Raw genomic sequence first — 18,958 nt, 5'->3', positions numbered from 1 at the left:
AGCTGGGGTACGTGGACGAGGTGATCCTGCCCGAGGACACCCGCATCCGGGTCATCCAGGCGCTGGAGGCGTGCCGTCACAAGCGCGACTCCAACCCCCCACGCAAGCACGGCAACATCCCGCTCTAAAGGAGTCCAGTCCCATGAGCCGCTTCGACCTCGTCATCAACGGCAACCCCTACCGGGTGGAGATCGGACGGATCTCCGGAGCCGGTGCCAGCGTCACGGTGAACGGCGTGGCCTACCAGGTGGAGATCGCCTCGGGGGCGACGGCAGCCCCGGCGCCCGGTCCGGCCGGCCCGTCGCCGGCCCCCGCCCCTGCTGCGGCTGCCGCCCCCCCTGCAACCGCAGCCCCGCGCCCCGCACCGGCTCGGGCGCCTGCCCCAGGGGCCGGGGAGGTCATCGCCGCTCCCATGCCCGGCCACATCCTGAGCGTGTCGGTCAAGCCGGGGGATGCCGTGGAGGTGGGCGACACGGTGGTGGTCATGGAGGCCATGAAGATGGAGAACGAGATCAAGGCCCACGCGGCCGGCACCGTGGCCGAAGTGAAGGTGGCCAAGGGCCAGGACGTGGGGGTGGGCGAAGTGCTGGTGGTGATCGGCGCCTGAGGGCGCCGGCGGAAGGGGAAGGAGGAAGACGATGAGCCGCGAGACCGTGCGCCAGAAAGTCCAGGAGTGGGAGGACAAGGTCATCGCCAAGACCCTGGCGAAGTTTCCGGAACGGAAGCCCCGTTTCGAGACCACCGCGGGCCTGGAGGTGAAGCGCCTCTTCAGCCCGGGGGACGTGGACGGCGATGGGTACCTGGAACGGGGGGGGCTGCCGGGAGAGTACCCCTTTACCCGGGGGGTGCAGCCCACCATGTACCGGGGCCGGTTCTGGACCATGCGCCAGTACGCCGGGTTCGGCACCGCCGAGCAGACCAACGAACGGTACAAGTACCTGCTGGCCGAGGGGCAGACCGGCCTCTCGGTAGCCTTCGACCTGCCGACCCAGATCGGGTACGACTCGGACCACGAGCTCGCCGAGGGGGAAGTGGGGAAGGTGGGCGTGGCGATCGACACCCTGCGGGACGCGGAGATCCTGTTCGACGGCATCCCGCTGGACAAGGTCTCCACCTCCATGACCATCAACTCCACGGCGGCCGTCCTGCTCTCCATGTACATGGCGGTCGCGCAAAAGCAAGGGGTGGCGAAGGACAAGCTCCAGGGCACGATCCAGAACGACCTGCTCAAGGAGTACGTGGCGCGCGGCACCTACATCTTTCCGCCGGGGCCGAGCCTCAAGGTCATCACCGACATCCTGGCCTACTGCAAGGATCAAGTCCCCCAGTGGAACACGATCTCCATCTCGGGCTACCACATTCGCGAGGCGGGGAGCACCGCCGTGCAGGAAGTGGCCTTCACCCTGGCCAACGCCATTGCCTACGTGCAGGCGGCGGTGGACACCGGGCTCGACGTGGACGAGTTCGCGGGGCGGCTCTCCTTCTTCTTCAACTGCCACAACAACCTCCTGGAAGAGGTGGCGAAGTTCCGCGCCGCGCGCCGACTGTGGGCCCGGATCATGAAGGAGCGGTTCGGGGCCAAGGACAAGCGAAGCCAGATGCTGCGGTTCCACACCCAGACCGCCGGCTGCAGCCTCACGGCGCAACAGCCCGACAACAACGTGGTGCGGGTGACCTTGCAGGCACTGGCGGCGGTGCTGGGGGGCACCCAGAGCCTCCACACCAACTCCCGGGACGAGGCCCTGTGCCTGCCGACCGAAGACTCGGTGCGCATCGCGTTGCGCACCCAGCAGATCATTGCCTACGAGGCGGGGGTGGCCGACACGATCGATCCCCTGGGGGGCGCCTACAGTGTGGAGGCCCTTACCGACCAGATCGAGGCCGGGGCCCAGGAGTACATCGCCAAGATCGACGCCATGGGGGGTGTGGTGAAGGCCATCGAGGCGGGCTACCTCCAGGGGGAGATCGCCGACGCGGCCTTCGCGTACCAGCGCTCCGTCGAGTCGGGGGAGCAGGTGGTGGTGGGCGTCAACCAGTTCCAGGTCAAGGAAGAGATGCCCAAGAACATGCTGCGGGTGGACCGGGAGGTGGAGGCCTACCAGCGCAGGAAGCTGGCCTCCGTCAAGGCCGAGCGGGACGGCGCGAAGGTCGCCGCGGCCCTGGGGGAATTGAAGCGGGTCGCAACCGACGGCGGCAACGTCGTTCCCCCGGTCTTCGAGGCGGTCAAGACCTACGCCAGCCTCGGGGAGATCTCCGACGTCCTGCGGAGCGTCTACGGCGAATACACCGAGGGGGGCTGACCGAGAGAGTGTTCTCGGCTTTGACAGGGCCGGCCTGATGGCCGGGGAGGAAGCTGCGATGGCTCAAAAGAAGATCCGTGTCCTGATCGCCAAGCCGGGCCTCGACGGGCACGACCGGGGCGCAAAGGTGGTGGCCCGGGCCCTGCGCGACGCCGGCATGGAAGTCATCTACACCGGCATCCGCCAGACCCCCGAGAAGATCGTCGCCGCCGCCGTCCAGGAAGACGTGGACGTGGTGGGGCTCTCCTGCCTCTCCGGGGCACACCTGGTGCTCTTCCCCCGGGTAGCGGAGGGTCTCAGGAAAAGAGGAAAGGCCGAGCTCCTCCTCTTCGGAGGCGGCATCATCCCCGCCGAAGACATCCCGGCCCTCAAGGAGTCCGGCTTCGCCGAGATCTTCCTGCCGGGCACCGATACCGGCGACGTGGTGAATTTCATTCACGAGAGAGTTTCTTAAAGGCTGTGCGTTGCACGTTGCCCGTTGTGGGTGGGAGTGCCGGAGGCTGGCTCTTCCGCCAACGAGCAACGGGCAACGCGCGACCAACAGACGAGAGGAGCTACCCATGCCGAACAAGATCAACCACATCGGAATTGCGGTCCCCGACATCGAGGCCGCGGCGAAGTTCTACATTGAGCACTTGGGGCTCCAGCTCGGGGGGATGGAGGAGGTGCCGGACCAGAAGGTGAAGGTCGCCTTCCTGCCCATCGGCGAGGTGCGCCTGGAGCTCGTCCAGCCCACGAGCCCCGAGTCCCCCGTGGCCAAGTTCCTGGAGAAGAACGGCGGAGCCGGGTTCCACCACATCGCCTATCAGGTGGAGGACGCCGCCGCCGAGGTGGAGCGCCTCAAGTCCGCGGGGGTGAAGATGGTGGACGAGAAGCCCCGCACCGGCGCCCACAACACCCGCATCGCCTTCGTCCACCCCAAGGCCTCGGGGGGGGTCCTGACCGAGCTCGTCCAGGAGATGGGCCACCACGGGTAGCGGCCTGCGGCTGCGCCCGCCGTGCCACGCTTCAGGGGCCGCCCGGCAAGGAGCCGGGCGGCCCCCGTGCGTATTCCCCAACGAAATCGAAATCGAAATCGCGATTGCGAGACCCTTCGACTCCCGATTTCGATTTCGAACCAGGCAACGGGAGTGGGGCGGGCCGCCGGTGCCGGGACCCGAGAAATCATCATTATATATAACGTCCCATCCTGAGCCCTCCTGTCCAAAATTGTCCTTGACTGTCCCAGGGTGGCGCCTAAGATAACGCCCGACAACACGCACCGTCCGGCCCGCCGATCCATTCGCCGAACCCACAGCGGACGAAGGGTCTCCCCGGCGCGCCGGCTGCCGTCACCCGCAGTCAGGAGACTCTTCGATGCGCATCGCCCTGGCGTACAACGCCAAGCCCCCCGAACGGGACGCCATCCGCGCCGCCCGCCCGGAACTGCTGGTGGAGGAGGAAGACGAACCTCCGTCGCTAGACCCGGAGGCGTCCGAAGACCTCTACGCCGAGTGGGACGACGCCGAGACCGTGCTCGCGCTCGCGTCGGCCCTGGAGAGCCGCCACCAGGTGACCCTGGTGGAGGCCCGCCACGACTTTCCCCTGCGCATCCGGGCCGCCCGGCCCGATCTGGTCTTCAACATCGCCGAGGGCTTCTACGGCGCGAGCCGCGAGGCCCAGGTCCCCGCCATCCTCGAGATGCTCGGGATCCCCTACACGGGGTCCGATCCCCTGACGCTCGCCCTGTGCCTCGACAAGGCCCGGGCCAAGGAGGTGCTGGCCTACCGGGGCGTGCCCACGGCGCCCTTCGTCGTGGTGGAGGACGCCGGGGAGCTCCCCCTGGCCCGCCAGGTGCCGCTGCCCGCCATGGTGAAGCCCCTCTTCGAGGGGTCGAGCAAGGGGATTCGGGACGACCAGCTCGTGCGGGATCGGGCCTCCCTCGAGGACCGGGTGCACCGCATCCTGGGCACCTACCGCCAGCCGGCGCTGGTGGAGGCGTTCCTGCCCGGGCGCGAGTTCACGGTGGCCATCCTGGGCAACGGGGCGGGGCTGCGGGTACTGCCCCCCGTAGAGATCCGGTTCGACGTCTTTCCCCCCGGCGCCAACCCCATCTACTCCTGGGAAGCCAAGTGGGTCTGGGACCGCCCCGAGGCCCCCCTCAAGGTCTTCGACTGCCCCGCCCGATTGAACCCCGAGGAGGCCGAAGCCATCGACGACCTGTGCCGCCGCACCGCCCGGGTGCTCCGGCTGCGCGACTGGTCCCGCATCGACGTGCGCCTCGACGCCGCCGGCGTGCCCAATGTCCTCGAGGTCAACCCCCTTCCCGGAGTGCTCCCGGACCCCGCCGCCAACTCCTGCTACCCCAAGGCGGCCCGGGCGGCAGGGCTCGACTACGCCGCCATGGTGCTCGCCGTGGCCGATGCGGCGCTGGGGAGGCTGGGATGGGCGCCCTGAAGACGAACCCGCGGGTGGTGGTGCTCTACAACCGGCCGGGCCCCGGGGCCGTGCCCGAGCCCTCCGACATCGGTGTCCTGGACGAAGTCGAGGACGTGTGCGCGGCTCTTGGGAGCCGCGCGTACGAGGCCGAACGGGAAGGAGTGGATCGGGAGACCCTCTTCGCCGCGGTGGAGGGCCTCGCCGACCGGCGCGCCGACACCGTGGTCTTCAACCTCTGCGAGGGGATCGGGGGGGAGTCCCGCTTCGAGCCCGTGGTGGCCGGACTCCTGGAGCTCCACGGGATCCGCTTCACCGGCAACGCCGCCGCCAGCCTCACCTGCGCCCTGGACAAGCGCGTCGCCAAGGCGCTGCTCTTCGCCGCGGGCATCCCCACCCCGGGCGCCCGGGTCTACCGGCGGGTGCCCTCCGCTGCCGCGGTGGGCGATCTGGCCTTTCCCCTGGTGGTCAAGCCCCTGAGGGAGGACGCGAGCCTGGGCATCAGCGCCGAGTCTTTCGTGCGCACCCCCGAGGCCCTGGTGGCGCGCGTGGCCTACGTGATCGAGACCCTGGGCCAGCCGGCTCTTGCCGAGGTGTACCTGGAGGGTCGGGAGTTCAACGTGGCCGTGGTGGGCACGGGGCAGCAGGCCCGCGTGCTCCCCGTGGCCGAGATCGCCTTCGAGGGTTACGGGGAGGGGGAACCGCGCCTGGTCACCCACGACGCCAAGTGGCGCGAGGGGAGCGCCGACGACCGCCGCACGGTGCCCCGATGCCCGGCCTCCATCGGAGAGAACCTGCGGGCCCGCCTGGAGACCATCGGGCTCTCCTCCCACCGGGCCCTGGAGTGCCGCGACTACGCCCGCTACGACGTGCGCCTCGACGCCCGGGGCAACCCCCAGGTGATCGACGTCAACCCCAACCCCGACCTCGCCCGACGGGCGGGGCTCGCCCGCGCGGTGGCCGCGTCGGGGGAGCCCTACGAGGACTTCGTGGCCCGCATCGTCCAGTGGGCCTGGGAGCGCTCGCCGTGAGGCCCCTGGCGCCCGGCGACGTTGCCTCGCTGATCGGCCTGGTGGAGGCCTCGGAGGTCTTTCGGCCCGACGAGGTGGAGGTGGCGCGCGAGGTCCTGGAGGCGTGCGCGGCCAAGGGGGAGGCCTCGGGGTACTTCGGCCGCGTCGAGGACGGCGAAGCCGGGGACCCCCGGGGGTTCGCCTGCTGGGGGCCGACGCCCTGCACCCAGGGTACCTTCGACCTCTACTGGCTCGTGGTGCACCCCCGGGCCCAGGGGCGAGGGGCCGCCACCCGGCTCCTGGCCGAGGCCGAAGCCGACGTGCGCCGCCGTGGGGGCCGCCAGCTCATCGCCGAGACCTCGAGTACCGATCCGTATAGTCCGGCGCGCTCGTTCTACGAGGCCCGGGGGTTTCGTGCCGTGGCCCGCATTCCCGACTTCTACCGGCCCGGAGATGCCAAGGTCGTCTACGTCAAACCGCTCCACCCCAACCAAGGAGGAAAGTAGGAGCGATGGAACTCTGGCAGAAGATCCTCAACTCGTCCTTCCGCCAACCCGCCCAGTTGGCCAAGTACTTTCGGGGCATCGACGTGGCGTCGCTCGACCGCGTGGCCGAGACCTACCCCATGTGCATCAACCCGTACTACCTGAGCCTCGTGGAGCGGCCCGACGACCCCATCGGGCGCCAGTGCATCCCCGACCCGGAAGAGCTCGAGGCCAGCGCCTCGGTGCCCGACCCCCTGGCCGAGGAGAGCACGAGCCCGGTGCCGTGCCTGGTGCACCGGTACCCGGACCGGGCGCTGTTCCTGGTCACGACCCGCTGCGCCATGTACTGCCGGTTCTGCACCCGCAAGCGCAAGGTGGGCAAGCAAGACGAGCCCATCACCGAGGAGATGCGCCGCGACGCCATCGCCTACATCGCACGAACCCCGGAGATCCGCGACGTGATCGTATCCGGCGGCGACCCGCTGCTCCTGCCCGACGAGACCCTGGAGGGCCTCCTCCAGAGCCTGCGGGCCATCCCCCACGTGGAGATGGTGCGCATCGGGACCCGGGTGCCCTGCGTGCTCCCCCAGAGGGTCACCCGCAAGCTCGCGGACATGCTCAAGAAGTACCACCCGCTCTACATGAACGTGCACTTCGAGCACCCCCGGGAGGTCACGCCCCAGGCCGCGAAGGCCCTGAACCGGCTTGCCGACGCGGGCATTCCGCTCGGCAACCAGTCCGTGCTCCTCAAGGGGGTCAACGACGACCCGGCCACCTTCGTGGAGCTCAACCGCAAGCTCCTGGCCTGCCGGGTGCGGCCCTACTACATCTACCAGGCCGACCCGGTGGAAGGCACCGAGCACTTCCGCACCCCCGTGGACGCCGGGCTCGCCGTGGTCCGGGGCCTGCGGGGGCACACCTCGGGCCTGGCCGTGCCCCAGTACGTGATCGACGCCCCCGGCGGCGGCGGCAAGATCCCCCTCCTGCCCGAGTACGTGGTGGCCCGGGACGGGGAGCGGGTGCTCCTGCGAAACTACAAGGACCAGTACTACGTCTATCCCGAGGTGGACCAGACCCCGGCCGTGCCCCCCCTGGCCGCCCGGTGCCCCCTCTCCCTCGACCCCGACCCCGACCCCGACCCGGTGGGGCGCGTCCAGGCCTGATCTGGTCCCCCCCTCCCGTAGGCGCAAAGGGCCCCGGCGGCGACGCCGGGGCCCTTTCGTCGTCGTCGGCAGGAGCAGTTGCGTCAGTCTGCTCCCGGCTCCCGCCGCTCCCCCGGGGTGATCTCCTCCTCCCACCGCGGCGTAGCGTCCTCCAGGGGCGTCCGGCAGGGCGGACCGGAGGCGAACCGGTAGCTCTCCACGGTGCGGTCGGGGCCGATGCGGATGACCGACGCCGACGAGGTGCCGAAGCGGCTCGCGATCCTTGACCCCTCGGAGGGGTGGATGCACAGGGGTGTGGTGTCGGGGCCCGGGCGCTCGTGGTCCGATAGGAAGCGGGCCAAGGCCGCGTCGTCGGGGGCGCGGCCCACCGCGGCCAGCGCCTCCATGCGCTCCCGGGACCGCCGGGCCTTGGGATCGGCCGGGTCGCGGAACCGGGCGTTGGTGATGACGTGGAACCCGGGCATCAGGCGGTACGCCTGGGTGCCCTCGGGGGCGTGGTCCACCACGAAGGCCTTGACCGGATCGGCCACGAGCAGCGTGTAGGCCTTGCACGCCGGGGCCGCCCACTCGGCGAAGCGCCGAGCCTCCTCGGCCGTGCCGTGCCGCAGGGTCTCGAGCACCACGGCGCCCCGGCTGCACAGGCTCGCGGAGTCCCTGCGCAGGGTGCCCTCGTGGTTGGCCAGGCTCACCAGCACCCCCGCCTCGTTCACCCCCATCCACGTCCCCCCGGCCGCCAGATCCCGGGGCCCCCAGATCCGCGGCACCGACGAGAGCAGCTCCGGCCCCCGCCAGGCCCGGTCGAGGATCTCGTCCCGGTTGGCGGCAAAGAGCACCGGCTCCTCGGGAAAAACCTGGAAGAAGAGGTGCAGCGTACACATGGGTCCGGCTCCGGGCCCGGCGAGTCGCCAAAAAAGTGGGGGAGAGCCGCCAGTGTAGTGGCCGGGGCGCCGGCGGGCAACCCGGGCCCGTTTTGCCGGCGAGCCCTCCGACGGCAGCAAGAAATCACTCCTTTGGGCGATGCGCTGCGGGCAGATGGCAGCTATCCTGAGCCCGTCGCCCCCCGGGCCCCAGGGGCCCGGTTTGGAGTGACAGGATCTGTCACACGTGGGTGGTATCCTCGCGGTGTGCAGTTTCATGACCGAAGGGAGCACGACGAGCGACCCATGTCCCTTCCTCCCCCCGTCCCAGAGAGTCCGCGCCAGTCCCCGGCCCACGTCGCCGGGGACGGCCGCGTGCAACCGTTGGCCCACGTGACCGAGGACGGCCGAGTGCATCTGCTAGCCGACCACCTGACCGGCACCGCGGAGGGCACGGGCCTGCGGCGGTCCGTCAACACGCAATCCGATCTGAGATGAACCCATGGACTTCGTAGCAAGGTTCAGACAGTCAGACGGGACCGCGCAAAGCCTTTCAGACCACCTGGAGGGTTCGGCAAGGCTCGCATCGCTTTTCGCGTCCAAGGTCGGTTTGCCGAAGACCGGAGAGCTGATGGGTCTGCTGCACGACCTCGGCAAGTACTCTGACGCCTTCCAGGCGTACCTCAAGTCCGCCCAGGGGAAGATCGAGCCGGAAGACGAGGAGTACGTCGATGCCGCCCGTGAGAAGGGGAAGATCGATCATTCCACCGCGGGAGCTCAGTACGTCTGGGCAAAGAAGGAAGGTTCTCCGTCACGTCAGCTGATCGCGGAACTCGTCGCTCTCTGCATCGCGTCGCACCACTCCGGCTTGATCGACTGCCTGTCAGCCGTCGGGGACGACGTTGTCGGCAAGCGGTTGGCGAAGGCCGAGGATAGGGCGCATTTCGCGGAGGTGGCGGGCAGGATCGACGAGCACGTGCGCCGCCGTGTTGAGAGCATACTTGCCCCGCCGACTCTCGAAGATGAACTGCAAGAGCGGCTCTTGCAGCTTGTCCAGGGTGTGCCGTCACAGGAAGTCCGCCAGTTCCTCCTCGGCCTCCTCGCCCGGTTCCTCTTCAGTGCCCTTGTCGACGCGGACCGCCTGAATTCGGCAGAGCGGGACCCAGCATCAACGCCGCCGTGGCCTCGGTTGCGTGAGGAGCTGGAAACCTACGTGTCGGGTTTCGCCATTCGGAACCAGATCGACGCAAGCCGTGGCGAGATCTCCTCGTCGTGTCTCGCGTTTGCCGAGAGGGAGAAGGGCCTGTACCAGCTCACCGTGCCCACCGGCGGCGGAAAGACGCTGGCGAGCCTTCGTTTCGCCCTGCGCCACGCCGAGAAGCACCAGATGGACCGAATCGTCTACGTGGTGCCGTACACTTCGATCATCGACCAAAATGCCCGCGTCGCCCGCGCTGTCTTCTCGGACCTGGAGAGGGGCGGGCATCCGGTCGTGCTGGAGCACCACTCGAACCTCACGCCGGAGCGAGACACGGCGGAGAACAAGCTTCTGGCCGAGAACTGGGATGCCCCAATCGTCTACACCACCGCGGTCCAGTTGCTGGAGACCTTGTTCGGGTCCGGCACTCGAGGGGTGAGGCGGTTCCATCAGCTCGCCAATGCCGTCGTCATCTTCGACGAGGTTCAGACCATACCGATCCGGACGGTTCATCTCTTCAACAATGCGGTCAATTTCCTGACCCGGCAGTGCGGCTCAACGGTCGTGTTCTGCACGGCCACACAGCCCCTGCTGGACAAGGTCGAGCCCCGTAAAGGAGCGGCCATCCTCGCGCCAAACGCCCAGATGGTGCCCGGAGTGGATGACCTGTTCCGAAGGCTTCGGCGCGTCGACGTCGAAGACAGATGCAAACCTGGAGGCTGGACAGAAGAAGAGGTGGCGGACGCGGCGATGGGACTCCTGGACGAGGCCGGAAGCGTGCTCATCGTCGTCAACAAGAAGGCCCAGGCTCGGAACCTGTTCCAGCGGCTTCAAGGAAGGGCCGAGCGCGTCCACCACCTCAGCACTTCCATGTGCCCAGCCCACCGCATGAAGGTACTCGACGAGGTGAAGCGCTGCCTCGACCCGGCCGACCCGTCGCCCGTCATCTGCGTGAGCACCCAACTCATCGAGGCCGGCGTGGACGTGGACTTCGGCTCGGCGATCCGCTACCTGGCGGGCCTTGATTCCGTCGCCCAGACGGCAGGGCGCTGCAATCGCAACGGTCTTCGTTCGCTGGGCAGGGTGCTCGTCGTCAATCCGGCCGACGAGAACCTCGATAGACTGCCTGACATCCAGAAGGCGCAAGAGGTCACGCTGCGCGTCCTCGGCGAGTACCGCGCGAACCCGGCCGCCTTCGATCACGACCTGCAGGGTCCGGCAGCGATGGAGCGTTTCTACTTCTACTATTTCTACGGACGGAAGCACGAGATGGTGTTTCCTGTCGCGTCCCGTGAAATCGGGAGGGAGGGCGACCTTCTCTCCCTGCTTTCAGACAACCGAGAGGCGGTGGAGGCGCACAAGGCCACGGTCAGGAAGGCGCCGCCTTACCTCCTTCGACAATCGTTCATGACCGCTGCCGAGGCCTTCCGCGCCATCGACTCCGAGACCGAGGGGGTGATCGTCCCCTATGGACAGGAAGGGGAACGGCTCATCGCCGAACTCTGCTCGGCCTCGCAGGTGCAGAGGAAATTCGAGCTCTTGAAGGCAGCACAACGGTATTCGGTCAACCTGTTTCCCCATGAAGTTCGAAAACTCAAGGAGATGAGCCGTCTCCATGAGACATGGGACGGCAGCGGCATTTACTACCTCGACGAACGCCACTACAGCGCGCAGTTCGGTGCGAGCACGGACGAGGTCTCCGAGATGAAGGTGCTCATCGGATGACGGGAGGTGTGCATGAAGAACCGGGTCGAGTTCAAGGTGTCGGGGCGCTTCGCGCTCTTCACCGATCCGCTGACCAAGATCGGCGGCGAGAAGTGCTCCTACCACATCCCGACGTATGAAGCGCTGAAGGGCATCGCCAAGTCGGCGTACTGGAAGCCGACCTTCGTCTGGGCGATCGATCGGGTTCGGGTGATGCGGCGGATCCGAACCCAGTCCAAGAGCGTCAAGCCGCTCGCCTACGGCGGCGGCAACTCCCTAGCGATCTACACCTACCTCGCCGACGTGGAGTACCAGGTCCAGGCCCGCTTCGAGTGGAACCCTCATCGCCCCGACATGGAACAGGACCGCAAGACCGAGGCCCACTGGAACATCGCCCAGCGGATGATCAAGAAGGGGGGCCGGCAAGATATCTTCCTGGGCACGCGCGAGTGCCAGGGATACGTCGAGCCCTGCGTCTTCGGTGAAGGGCCGGGAGAGTACGACGGTTGCGGCGATCTGGCCTACGGCCTCATGTTCCACGGCTTCGACTACCCCGACGAAACCGGGGTCAACGAGTTGCACAGCCGCTTCTGGAGGCCGGTCATGGCGGACGGAGTCGTCACCTTTCCAAGGCCCGAGGAGTGCACGATCCGTAGGTTTGTGCGAAAGATGATCCCCAAGCCGCCGAGGTCCGCGGGGCTGGCGGAGGAGGGGCTGGAGGCATGAGCTGGATCGAAAGGCTCTATCAGACCTACGAGAGCAACAAGACCGCGATCGGCGACCCTGGGGAGGAAATGCCGCTTCTGCCGATCTGCCATACCACCCAGAAGGCCCACGTGACCATCGTCATCGACGGTAATGGCAACTTCCTCAGGGCTTCCGTGGTTCCGAAGACGGAGGCGCGGACCATCATTCCAGCGACCGAGGATTCGGCCGGCAGGACGAGCGGCACGACGCCCCACCCGCTCTGCGACAAACTCCAGTATGTCGCGGGCGACTATGCGCGGTTCGGAGGCGAAAAGGAGCCTTGTCATGAGGACTACTTGGCACTCTTGAAGCGCTGGAAGGACATGGACGGCGGCCAGGCGAAACTCTCGGCGGTCTTCGCATACGTGAGCAAGGGGGCCGTGGCCGCTGACTTGGTCAAAGGGGGCGTGCTCCATGCCGACGCGACTTCTTCGAGACTGATCAACGAGTGGCCGGACAAGAAGAGCGCCCCTGAGATATTCAGGCTGTTGGCTGGCGGGTACGACGCCAAAGGCAAGAGCAAACCGTGGCAGGCAGATGCGTTCGTGCGATGGAGTGTAGAGACTCCGGGCGACCCTCAACCCGAAGTATGGCTCGACCGAGGCTTATGGGAGTCCTGGGAAAGGTACTACGGGAGTCTTAAATCGTTGCAGGGCTTGTGCTTCGTGACAGGAGCGGTAGCCGATCTTGCCAAGCAGCATCCGGCGAAGATACGTAACGATGGCGACAAGGCCAAGCTGATCTCTTCCAATGACATCTCCGGATTCACCTTTCGCGGTCGCTTTGCGGATGCTGAAGAGGCGTGCGGAGTGGGGTTTCGCGTCACACAAGAGGCCCACAGCGCCCTCAGGTGGCTCATCGCACGCCAAGGCCGCCGGGACGGCGATCAAGCCGTCGTGGCCTGGGCCGTGTCCGGAGTGGAAATACCAGACCCCATGGCCGATTCGTTCTCCTTGCTGTTCGGCGGACCGGCAGAGGAAGTCAATGGGGGCGGATACACCGCTCAAGAGGTCAGCCTAGCTTTGTCCGCGAAGATCGGCGGCTACTCGGCGAGACTTGCGCACACGGACGACGTTGTGGTCATGGCACTCGATTCGGCGACGCCGGGGCGCATGGCGATCCGATACTACCGCGAACTGACGGGGTCCGAGTTTCTGGCTCGAATCGAGAACTGGCACCGTGGCTGTTGCTGGCGGCAGCACTTCGGGAAGGACCGGATTTTCTTCGGCGCGCCGGCGCCCCGGGACATCGCCGAGACGGCATACGGCACGTGGCGCGACGGGAAGGTCCACATCGACGACAAGATCATGAAGGCAACCGTCGAACGGCTGCTTCCGTGCATCGTGGACGGTGCAGCCTTGCCGCGGGACCTCGTGGACTCTTGCGTTCGGCGTGCAAGCAGCCGGAACGGGATCGAACCGTGGGGCTGGGAGAAGACTCTTGGAATTGCCTGTGCGCTCTTCCGCTACCAATACAAGGAAAGGAACTATGCCATGGCACTGGAGCGGGACCGGAACACCAGAGACTACCTTTACGGCCGTTTGCTGGCGTTGGCTGAGCACATGGAGAGCCGGGCGTTGTACGTAGGCGGCGAGCAGCGGGCGACCAATGCCGAGAAGCTCATGCAGCGCTTCGCGGATCGGCCCTACTCGACCTGGCTCACTTTGGAGACTGGTTTGACTCCCTACAGGGTCAGATTGCGCGCCAAACGCCCGGGATTTCTTCATAGGCTCGAGACAGAGATAGACGAGGTGGTCAGCGTCTTTGACGGCGACGACTTCACCTCCGATAAGCGCCTGACCGGGGAGTTCTTGCTCGGCTACCACTGCCAGAGAGAAGCGCTGCGGCCGGTCTCAGCGAAGGAGGGGGAGCAGGAAGCAGGCGAAGTGGGCGAGACAGACACCGACAACGAGGAATAGTGGCGAACACTTCTGACCGGACGAGGAGAATGCCATGAGTCTGACGAACAAGATCGATTTTGCGGTGGTCTTCAAAGTCGTGAACGCGAACCCCAACGGCGACCCGCTCAACGGCAACCGTCCTCGGACGACCTATGACGGTCTGGGCGAGCTTTCCGACGTCTGCCTCAAGAGGAAGATGCGCAACCGACTGATGGAAGCAAAGCAAAACATCTTCGTCCAATCCGATGACAACAAGGTGGACGACCACCCAAGCCTCCGATCTCGCGCTGATGCAGTGCTTTCCGGCATCAAGGCGCCGGGGGAAATCGCGAACAAGGCCTGCTCCACTTGGCTCGATGTGCGTGCCTTCGGCCAGCTTTTCGCGTTCAAGGCCGCGGGCGGGAAGAAGGGCAAGACCAAGGAAGGGGAGGAGGTTGCCGACGACAAGAGCGTCTCCATCGGCATTCGCGGGCCGGTCAGCGTCCAAGCGGCATTCAGCGTGTCCCCCGTCAGCCTCACCAGCACGCAGATCACCAAGAGCGTCAGCAGCGAGGGCGACGGCACGAAGCGCGGTTCGGATACCATGGGCATGAAGCACCGCGTCGACCGGGGGATTTACGTGTTCTTCGGGAGCATGAACCCGCAGCTTGCCGTCAAGACGGGGTTCAGCGACGGCGACGCGGCGGCCATCAAGGCGGTCTTGCCCCGCCTCTTCGAGAACGACGCCTCGTCCGCTCGTCCCGAGGGGAGTATGGAAGTGCTGAAAGTCGTATGGTGGCAGCACAACTGTCCGAGCGGTCAAGCCTCCTCCGCGAAGGTCCATCAGAGCCTGACGGTCAACGATACGGATGATCCCGCGAGCGTTCTTTCATTCGAGGTCGGGAAAGGCCCCAGCGACTCGGGCGCCAACTGGCCGCAGCCGGAAGTCATGGACGGCGTATGAAGTCTGCAATCGCTATTCTGGCGTGACAAGGGTGTTGAAGTGAACCCTATCGTCTATCTCGAGACCATGGTGGTGAGTTACTTGACCGGTCGCCCGAGCCGCGACTTGGTCGTCGCCGCCCACCAGCAACTCACGCGCGATTGGTGGGAGTCGTCCCGAGACCGCTACGAGGTGGTGGCCTCGGAACTCGTGGTCAGGGAGGCGGGCGCCGGCGATCCAGGGGCCGCGGAATCGAGGCTGGCGGCCTTGAAGGGAATCCCGCTTCTGGGGGCGAGTGAGCCTGCGCTGGCGCTGGCTCGCCGCCTCGTCGCAGCCGGCGCCATCCCAGCGGATGCCACGGAAGACGCGCTCCATATCGCCATCGCCGTAACGAACGGTGCGGACTACCTCCTCACGTGGAATTGTCGTCACCTCGCCAACGCGGTGATGCGGCAGCGGATCGAGGACGTCTGCGAGGCGGCTGGAAACCGCCCTGTTGTGATCTGCACACCCGAGGAACTGATGGAGGCGTGACCCATGTGGATCGATCCCATCGTCGAAGAGGTTCGGGCTGCCCGCGCCGCTCACGCGGCGAAATTCGGGAATGACCTCGATGCCATCTTCCAAGATCTCAAGCGGTGCGAGCGCGAAAGCGGCCAGCGGTACGGCAGCTACCCGCCCAAGCGGCTCTATGGCGGGGGCCGTTCGGACGAACACCGCCACGACGTCGCGAACGAGCCTGAGGGGGAGGATGGGCGCGGTGAACGACGGTAGGGGCTCCTCCGATTCCCCCCGCATCCTTCTCCCCCACGGAGGTTACCGGAAGCTGCGCAGCTTCCAGGCGGCGCAGCTCGTCTACGACGCCACCGTGGTGTTCTGCGGCCGGTTCGTGGACCGCCGCTCGCGCACCCACGACCAGATGGTGCAGGCGGCCCGGAGCGGGGTGCAGAACATCGCGGAAGGAAGCATGGCCTCGGCCACCTCGAAGAAGACCGAGCTCAAGCTCACCGGCGTGGCCCGGGCGAGCCTCGAAGAGCTTCTGCTCGACTACGAAGATTTTCTCCGGCAGAGGGGCCTGCGAATCTGGCCCAAAGAATCGTCGGAGGCGTTGGAAGTGCGGCGGCGGCTTCAGGGGCCTTCGGTGGACAGGTCAGACAGGTCAGACAGGTCAGACACGTCAGACTCGTCAGACGGGTCGGACACGTCCGACAAGGCAGACCCCTGCGGCATCGCCGCCGCCTCGGCAGAGGTGGCTGCCAACACCCTGGTGTGCCTCATCAACCAGGCCAGTTACCTGCTGCGGCGGCAGTTGCAGGCTCTGGAGCGCCAGTTCCTCGAGGGAGGCGGCGTCACCGAGCGCTTGTACCAGGCGCGGCAGAAGGCCCGCAGGGAGTCGCGGCGATGATCGCCGAGTCCGACTTGATCCCCCTCTCCGCCCTCCAGCACTGGCTCTTCTGCCCGCGCCAGTGCGGGCTGATCCACCTGGAGCAGGTGTGGGAGGAGAACCGGCTCACCGCCGAGGGCCGGGTGCTCCACGAGCGGGTGGACCGGGGCGGGGCGGAGAAGCGGCGCGACGTAAAGCGGGTTTTTGGGCTCCCGATCCGGTCACTGCGGCTGGGGGTTTCGGGCAAGGCCGACGTGGTCGAGTTCCACCGCCGGGCCGACGGCTCGTGGCAGCCCTATCCGGTGGAGCACAAGCGGGGCCGGCGCAAGGGCGAGGACTGGGACCGGGTGCAAGTTTGCGCGCAAGCCCTGTGCCTGGAGGAGATGCTCGGGGCTTCGATCCCCGAAGGGGCGCTCTTCTACGGGCAGGAGCAGCGCCGCGAGGTCGTGGACCTGAACGACGCCCTGCGGCGCGAGACCGAAGAGGCGTCCGCGGCGGTACACCGGATGTTCGCCGAAGGCCGCACCCCGCCGCCGGCGTATGCGAAGAAGTGCGAAAGCTGCTCGCTCCTGGCGACTTGCCGCCCGAAAGAGCTGGGGCCGTCGGCCCGAGGGCGGGTGGCGCGGTATTTGAGCCGAGCCCTGGATGCGGCGCCAGGGGACTGACGGGGTGGTCAGTCGGACTCCGGCTCGTGGACGGCTGCGCGATCGCCCACGGCCACGAGGGGATACCGTTCTGGGTGACGAATGGCGTCCCGCGTCAGGTCGACGTCGAGCTCGGGCCAGCGGAAGTGGTCGGAAGCGGGCTGTTCGACGTGGAGGAGGGCCGAGACCCGGGCATCGCGGAACCACGGGAAGTCGTCGAAGGGCAGGAGCAGCTCCTCGCCGTCGGCCAGCAGCCAAAGGCCGTGTCGCGAGATGTGGGTCACCTCAGCGGGAGAAGTGCCGGTGCCAAGCGCGTGCGATCTCATCCCTGCGCTCCTCGACGATGCGCTCGATCACGCGAAGGTCGCGGCTCGACAGGCCCGTGCTGTGAGCGAGCGCAACCCGGGGTTCGATCCAGAACTTCGCCTCGCCCTCGGCCCCGTGCACGTTGAACGTGGGGACGGGCCTCTTCCCGGGAGAAGAAGAGGAACCGGAAGCCCTTGTCGGTGAACACCGTCGGCGTCACCGGATCGCCTCTGTCCTTTGCGGGGGGAGCAGGTCGGCAGCGCCCTCGCCGAACCCTACTCCCACCTGGGGCTCGGAGCAAGAGGCGGGCGGCCTTGCCGGCCGTATGGGATGGCCATGAAGAAGCACCTCAACACCCTCTTTGTCACCACCCAGGGCAGCTACCTCGCCAAGGACGGCGAGTGCGTGCTGATCCGCGTGGAGCGCGAAGACAAGGCCCGCATCCCCATCCACACCCTGGGCGGCGTGGTCTGCTTCGGGCAGGTGTCGCTGAGCCCCCAGCTCATGGCCCACTGCGCCGAGCACGGGGTGGGGGTGTCGTTCCTCTCGGAGAACGGGCGGTTCCTGGCGAGGGTTCACGGCCCGGTCTCCGGCAACGTGCTCTTGCGGCGCGAGCAATACCGCTGGGCCGACGATCCCGCCCGGAGCGCGGCGGTGGCCCGTTTCGTGCTCACGGGCAAGCTCGCCAACTCGCGACGCGTCGTCCTGCGGGCGGCGCGAGACCACGGGGGCGACGGCCGGGGAGAGCGGCTGCGGTATACAGCCGCCCGGCTCGCCGACTGCCTGGAGAGGCTCCAGGACGAACGCCTCGCCCTGGACGAACTTCGGGGCATCGAGGGCGAAGCAGGGAACCTCTACTTCGGTGCCTTCGACCACCTGGTCACGTCGGGGGAAGAGGCCTTCCGGTTCGCCGGCCGAAACCGGCGGCCGCCGCTCGATCCCGTCAACTGCCTGCTCTCGTTTGTCTACACCCTCCTCGTCCACGACGTGCGGTCCGCGCTGGAGTGCGTGGGGCTCGACCCGGCCGTGGGCTACCTCCACCGCGACCGCCCGGGCAGGCCGAGCCTCGCCCTGGACCTGATGGAGGAGTTTCGGCCGGTGTTCGCCGACCGGTTGGTTCTGTCGTTGGTCAATCTGGGGCAGGTGAAGCCTCGCGGCTTCCGGAAGCTCGAGTCGGGCGCCGTGCTCCTGGAGGACGAGGCCAGAAAGGAGGTGATCGTCGCCTATCAGAAACGCAAACAGGAAGTCGTGGAGCATCCATTCTTGAAGGAGAAGATGCCCGTGGGGCTGCTCTGGCACACCCAGGCCCTCCTGCTGGCGCGCCACCTGCGAGGGGATCTGGACGGGTATCCCCCCTACATTCCGCGCTGAGCGGCCGCCTGTTTCGGCGGCGCGAAGGACACGGTGAGGGGCCATGTTCGTGCTCGTGAGCTACGACGTGAACACCGAGACCAAGGAGGGCCGAGCCCGCCTGCGGCGGATCGCGAAGATCTGCGTGAACCACGGGCAGCGGGTGCAGTTTTCGGTGTTCGAGTGCCTGGTGGACCACGCCAAGTGGGTTGCCCTGCGGGCCCGCCTGATGGACGTGATGGACCCGGAGAAGGACAGCCTGCGGTTCTACTTCCTGGGGAACAACTGGCGGCACCGGGTGGAGCACGTGGGGGCCAAGCCCTCCCTCGATCCGGAGGGCCCCCTGGTGTTCTGACGCGAACCCCAAGCTCACAGCCTTCACCGGGCGGGTTCGCGCGTCCGTTTTGCGGGAACCACAGCGGTTGTCCGGCTTGGCCCCTGCCGAGATGCCGCTCGTAACGATGGTCTGGACGCGGGTTCGCGAAGGCGCTGTAGAAATGGGCGCAGAATTCAGTGGTTACGGAAGGACGGTCGCCCCCCGCGCGGGGGGCGTGGATTGAAACACGACCACC

General features: G+C 67.2%; 21 protein-coding genes. 18 read left to right on the top strand and 3 right to left on the bottom strand.

The window, feature by feature from the left end:
• Window positions 1–142 precede the first annotated feature (142 nt).
• From AB1578_13505 to AB1578_13470, 8 genes are all read left to right on the top strand, one after another.
• Window positions 143–607, top strand: a complete 465-nt coding sequence (locus AB1578_13505; GenBank protein ID MEW6488917.1) for a biotin/lipoyl-containing protein — start codon at window positions 143–145, stop codon at window positions 605–607.
• Window positions 608–638: 31 nt separating this feature from the next.
• Complete coding sequence (locus AB1578_13500) at window positions 639–2,300, top strand: methylmalonyl-CoA mutase family protein (GenBank protein ID MEW6488916.1); 1,662 nt, start codon at window positions 639–641, stop codon at window positions 2,298–2,300.
• Between the two features lie 58 nt (window positions 2,301–2,358).
• Complete coding sequence (locus tag AB1578_13495) at window positions 2,359–2,754, top strand: cobalamin B12-binding domain-containing protein (GenBank protein ID MEW6488915.1); 396 nt, start codon at window positions 2,359–2,361, stop codon at window positions 2,752–2,754.
• Between the two features lie 106 nt (window positions 2,755–2,860).
• Complete coding sequence (gene mce / locus AB1578_13490) at window positions 2,861–3,277, top strand: methylmalonyl-CoA epimerase (protein MEW6488914.1); 417 nt, start codon at window positions 2,861–2,863, stop codon at window positions 3,275–3,277.
• A 379-nt stretch (window positions 3,278–3,656) separates the two neighbouring features.
• Window positions 3,657–4,736, top strand: a complete 1,080-nt coding sequence (locus AB1578_13485; protein MEW6488913.1) for a D-alanine--D-alanine ligase — start codon at window positions 3,657–3,659, stop codon at window positions 4,734–4,736.
• The gene (locus AB1578_13480; protein MEW6488912.1) at window positions 4,724–5,746 is read left to right on the top strand and encodes a D-alanine--D-alanine ligase; all 1,023 of its coding nucleotides are present in this window, start codon (window positions 4,724–4,726) and stop codon (window positions 5,744–5,746) included. Before AB1578_13485 ends, AB1578_13480 begins: the two co-directional genes overlap by 13 nt.
• Window positions 5,743–6,231, top strand: a complete 489-nt coding sequence (locus AB1578_13475; GenBank protein ID MEW6488911.1) for a GNAT family N-acetyltransferase — start codon at window positions 5,743–5,745, stop codon at window positions 6,229–6,231. The genes AB1578_13480 and AB1578_13475 overlap by 4 nt, the downstream gene beginning before the upstream one ends.
• A 5-nt stretch (window positions 6,232–6,236) precedes the next feature.
• Window positions 6,237–7,373, top strand: a complete 1,137-nt coding sequence (locus AB1578_13470; protein ID MEW6488910.1) for a KamA family radical SAM protein — start codon at window positions 6,237–6,239, stop codon at window positions 7,371–7,373.
• An 83-nt stretch (window positions 7,374–7,456) separates the two neighbouring features.
• Here the strand turns inward: AB1578_13470 and AB1578_13465 are convergent, their stop codons facing one another.
• Window positions 7,457–8,251, bottom strand: coding sequence for an NRDE family protein (locus AB1578_13465; protein MEW6488909.1), 795 nt, complete (start codon window positions 8,249–8,251; stop codon window positions 7,457–7,459).
• Between the two features lie 481 nt (window positions 8,252–8,732).
• Here AB1578_13465 and cas3 point away from each other — a divergent pair, with 481 nt between their 5' ends.
• The 8 genes from cas3 to cas4 are packed head-to-tail and all read left to right on the top strand — an operon-like array spanning window position 8,733 to window position 16,751.
• Window positions 8,733–11,153 (top strand): CRISPR-associated helicase Cas3', encoded by a 2,421-nt coding sequence (gene cas3, locus AB1578_13460; GenBank protein MEW6488908.1) that lies wholly within the window; start codon window positions 8,733–8,735, stop codon window positions 11,151–11,153.
• Between the two features lie 12 nt (window positions 11,154–11,165).
• Window positions 11,166–11,858, top strand: coding sequence for a type I-C CRISPR-associated protein Cas5c (cas5c, locus tag AB1578_13455; protein MEW6488907.1), 693 nt, complete (start codon window positions 11,166–11,168; stop codon window positions 11,856–11,858).
• Window positions 11,855–13,798, top strand: coding sequence for a type I-C CRISPR-associated protein Cas8c/Csd1 (gene cas8c / locus AB1578_13450; GenBank protein MEW6488906.1), 1,944 nt, complete (start codon window positions 11,855–11,857; stop codon window positions 13,796–13,798). The genes cas5c and cas8c overlap by 4 nt, the downstream gene beginning before the upstream one ends.
• 34 nt (window positions 13,799–13,832) lie before the next feature.
• Window positions 13,833–14,723, top strand: a complete 891-nt coding sequence (gene cas7c / locus AB1578_13445; protein MEW6488905.1) for a type I-C CRISPR-associated protein Cas7/Csd2 — start codon at window positions 13,833–13,835, stop codon at window positions 14,721–14,723.
• A gap of 39 nt (window positions 14,724–14,762) precedes the next feature.
• A complete protein-coding gene (locus AB1578_13440; GenBank protein ID MEW6488904.1) occupies window positions 14,763–15,236 on the top strand; it encodes a type II toxin-antitoxin system VapC family toxin in 474 nt (157 codons plus the stop codon).
• Between the two features lie 3 nt (window positions 15,237–15,239).
• Window positions 15,240–15,476 carry a hypothetical protein gene (locus AB1578_13435; protein MEW6488903.1) on the top strand — a complete coding sequence of 79 codons (237 nt, stop codon included), beginning with the start codon at window positions 15,240–15,242 and terminating at the stop codon, window positions 15,474–15,476.
• A complete protein-coding gene (locus AB1578_13430) occupies window positions 15,463–16,107 on the top strand; it encodes a four helix bundle suffix domain-containing protein (protein ID MEW6488902.1) in 645 nt (214 codons plus the stop codon). The genes AB1578_13435 and AB1578_13430 overlap by 14 nt, the downstream gene beginning before the upstream one ends.
• On the top strand, window positions 16,104–16,751 hold the full coding sequence (gene cas4 / locus AB1578_13425) for a CRISPR-associated protein Cas4 (protein MEW6488901.1): 648 nt from the start codon (window positions 16,104–16,106) through the stop codon (window positions 16,749–16,751). Before AB1578_13430 ends, cas4 begins: the two co-directional genes overlap by 4 nt.
• A gap of 8 nt (window positions 16,752–16,759) precedes the next feature.
• Here the strand turns inward: cas4 and AB1578_13420 are convergent, their stop codons facing one another.
• Window positions 16,760–17,056, bottom strand: a complete 297-nt coding sequence (locus AB1578_13420; protein ID MEW6488900.1) for a DUF2442 domain-containing protein — start codon at window positions 17,054–17,056, stop codon at window positions 16,760–16,762.
• On the bottom strand, window positions 17,016–17,177 hold the full coding sequence (locus AB1578_13415) for a DUF4160 domain-containing protein (protein ID MEW6488899.1): 162 nt from the start codon (window positions 17,175–17,177) through the stop codon (window positions 17,016–17,018). The genes AB1578_13420 and AB1578_13415 overlap by 41 nt, the downstream gene beginning before the upstream one ends.
• A 195-nt stretch (window positions 17,178–17,372) precedes the next feature.
• Between AB1578_13415 and cas1c the strand changes: the two genes are divergently transcribed.
• A complete protein-coding gene (gene cas1c, locus AB1578_13410) occupies window positions 17,373–18,407 on the top strand; it encodes a type I-C CRISPR-associated endonuclease Cas1c (protein MEW6488898.1) in 1,035 nt (344 codons plus the stop codon).
• 43 nt (window positions 18,408–18,450) lie between these two features.
• Window positions 18,451–18,741 (top strand): CRISPR-associated endonuclease Cas2, encoded by a 291-nt coding sequence (gene cas2, locus AB1578_13405; protein MEW6488897.1) that lies wholly within the window; start codon window positions 18,451–18,453, stop codon window positions 18,739–18,741.
• Window positions 18,742–18,958: the final 217 nt, after the last annotated feature.

The organism is Thermodesulfobacteriota bacterium (assembly GCA_040756475.1).
In the GTDB taxonomy this organism is placed as follows: Bacteria; Desulfobacterota; Deferrisomatia; order Deferrisomatales; family JACRMM01; genus JBFLZB01.
Note: the sequence above shows the minus strand (reverse complement) of the source record. Positions and strands in the feature narration are given on the sequence as shown.

What these genes read in the sequence shown, in the direction of transcription:
- AB1578_13470 (MEW6488910.1), top strand. Translation starts at nt 6,237, where the DNA reads ATGGAACTCTGGCAGAAGATCCTCAACTCGTCCTTCCGCCAACCCGCC.
- AB1578_13435 (MEW6488903.1), top strand. Translation starts at nt 15,240, where the DNA reads ATGTGGATCGATCCCATCGTCGAAGAGGTTCGGGCTGCCCGCGCCGCT.
- cas7c (MEW6488905.1), top strand. Translation starts at nt 13,833, where the DNA reads ATGAGTCTGACGAACAAGATCGATTTTGCGGTGGTCTTCAAAGTCGTG.
- AB1578_13505 (MEW6488917.1), top strand. Translation starts at nt 143, where the DNA reads ATGAGCCGCTTCGACCTCGTCATCAACGGCAACCCCTACCGGGTGGAG.
- AB1578_13495 (MEW6488915.1), top strand. Translation starts at nt 2,359, where the DNA reads ATGGCTCAAAAGAAGATCCGTGTCCTGATCGCCAAGCCGGGCCTCGAC.
- AB1578_13485 (MEW6488913.1), top strand. Translation starts at nt 3,657, where the DNA reads ATGCGCATCGCCCTGGCGTACAACGCCAAGCCCCCCGAACGGGACGCC.
- mce (MEW6488914.1), top strand. Translation starts at nt 2,861, where the DNA reads ATGCCGAACAAGATCAACCACATCGGAATTGCGGTCCCCGACATCGAG.
- cas3 (MEW6488908.1), top strand. Translation starts at nt 8,733, where the DNA reads ATGGACTTCGTAGCAAGGTTCAGACAGTCAGACGGGACCGCGCAAAGC.
- cas1c (MEW6488898.1), top strand. Translation starts at nt 17,373, where the DNA reads ATGAAGAAGCACCTCAACACCCTCTTTGTCACCACCCAGGGCAGCTAC.
- AB1578_13480 (MEW6488912.1), top strand. Translation starts at nt 4,724, where the DNA reads ATGGGCGCCCTGAAGACGAACCCGCGGGTGGTGGTGCTCTACAACCGG.
- cas2 (MEW6488897.1), top strand. Translation starts at nt 18,451, where the DNA reads ATGTTCGTGCTCGTGAGCTACGACGTGAACACCGAGACCAAGGAGGGC.
- cas5c (MEW6488907.1), top strand. Translation starts at nt 11,166, where the DNA reads ATGAAGAACCGGGTCGAGTTCAAGGTGTCGGGGCGCTTCGCGCTCTTC.
- cas4 (MEW6488901.1), top strand. Translation starts at nt 16,104, where the DNA reads ATGATCGCCGAGTCCGACTTGATCCCCCTCTCCGCCCTCCAGCACTGG.
- AB1578_13500 (MEW6488916.1), top strand. Translation starts at nt 639, where the DNA reads ATGAGCCGCGAGACCGTGCGCCAGAAAGTCCAGGAGTGGGAGGACAAG.
- AB1578_13465 (MEW6488909.1), bottom strand. Translation starts at nt 8,251, where the DNA reads ATGTGTACGCTGCACCTCTTCTTCCAGGTTTTTCCCGAGGAGCCGGTG.
- AB1578_13420 (MEW6488900.1), bottom strand. Translation starts at nt 17,056, where the DNA reads ATGAGATCGCACGCGCTTGGCACCGGCACTTCTCCCGCTGAGGTGACC.
- cas8c (MEW6488906.1), top strand. Translation starts at nt 11,855, where the DNA reads ATGAGCTGGATCGAAAGGCTCTATCAGACCTACGAGAGCAACAAGACC.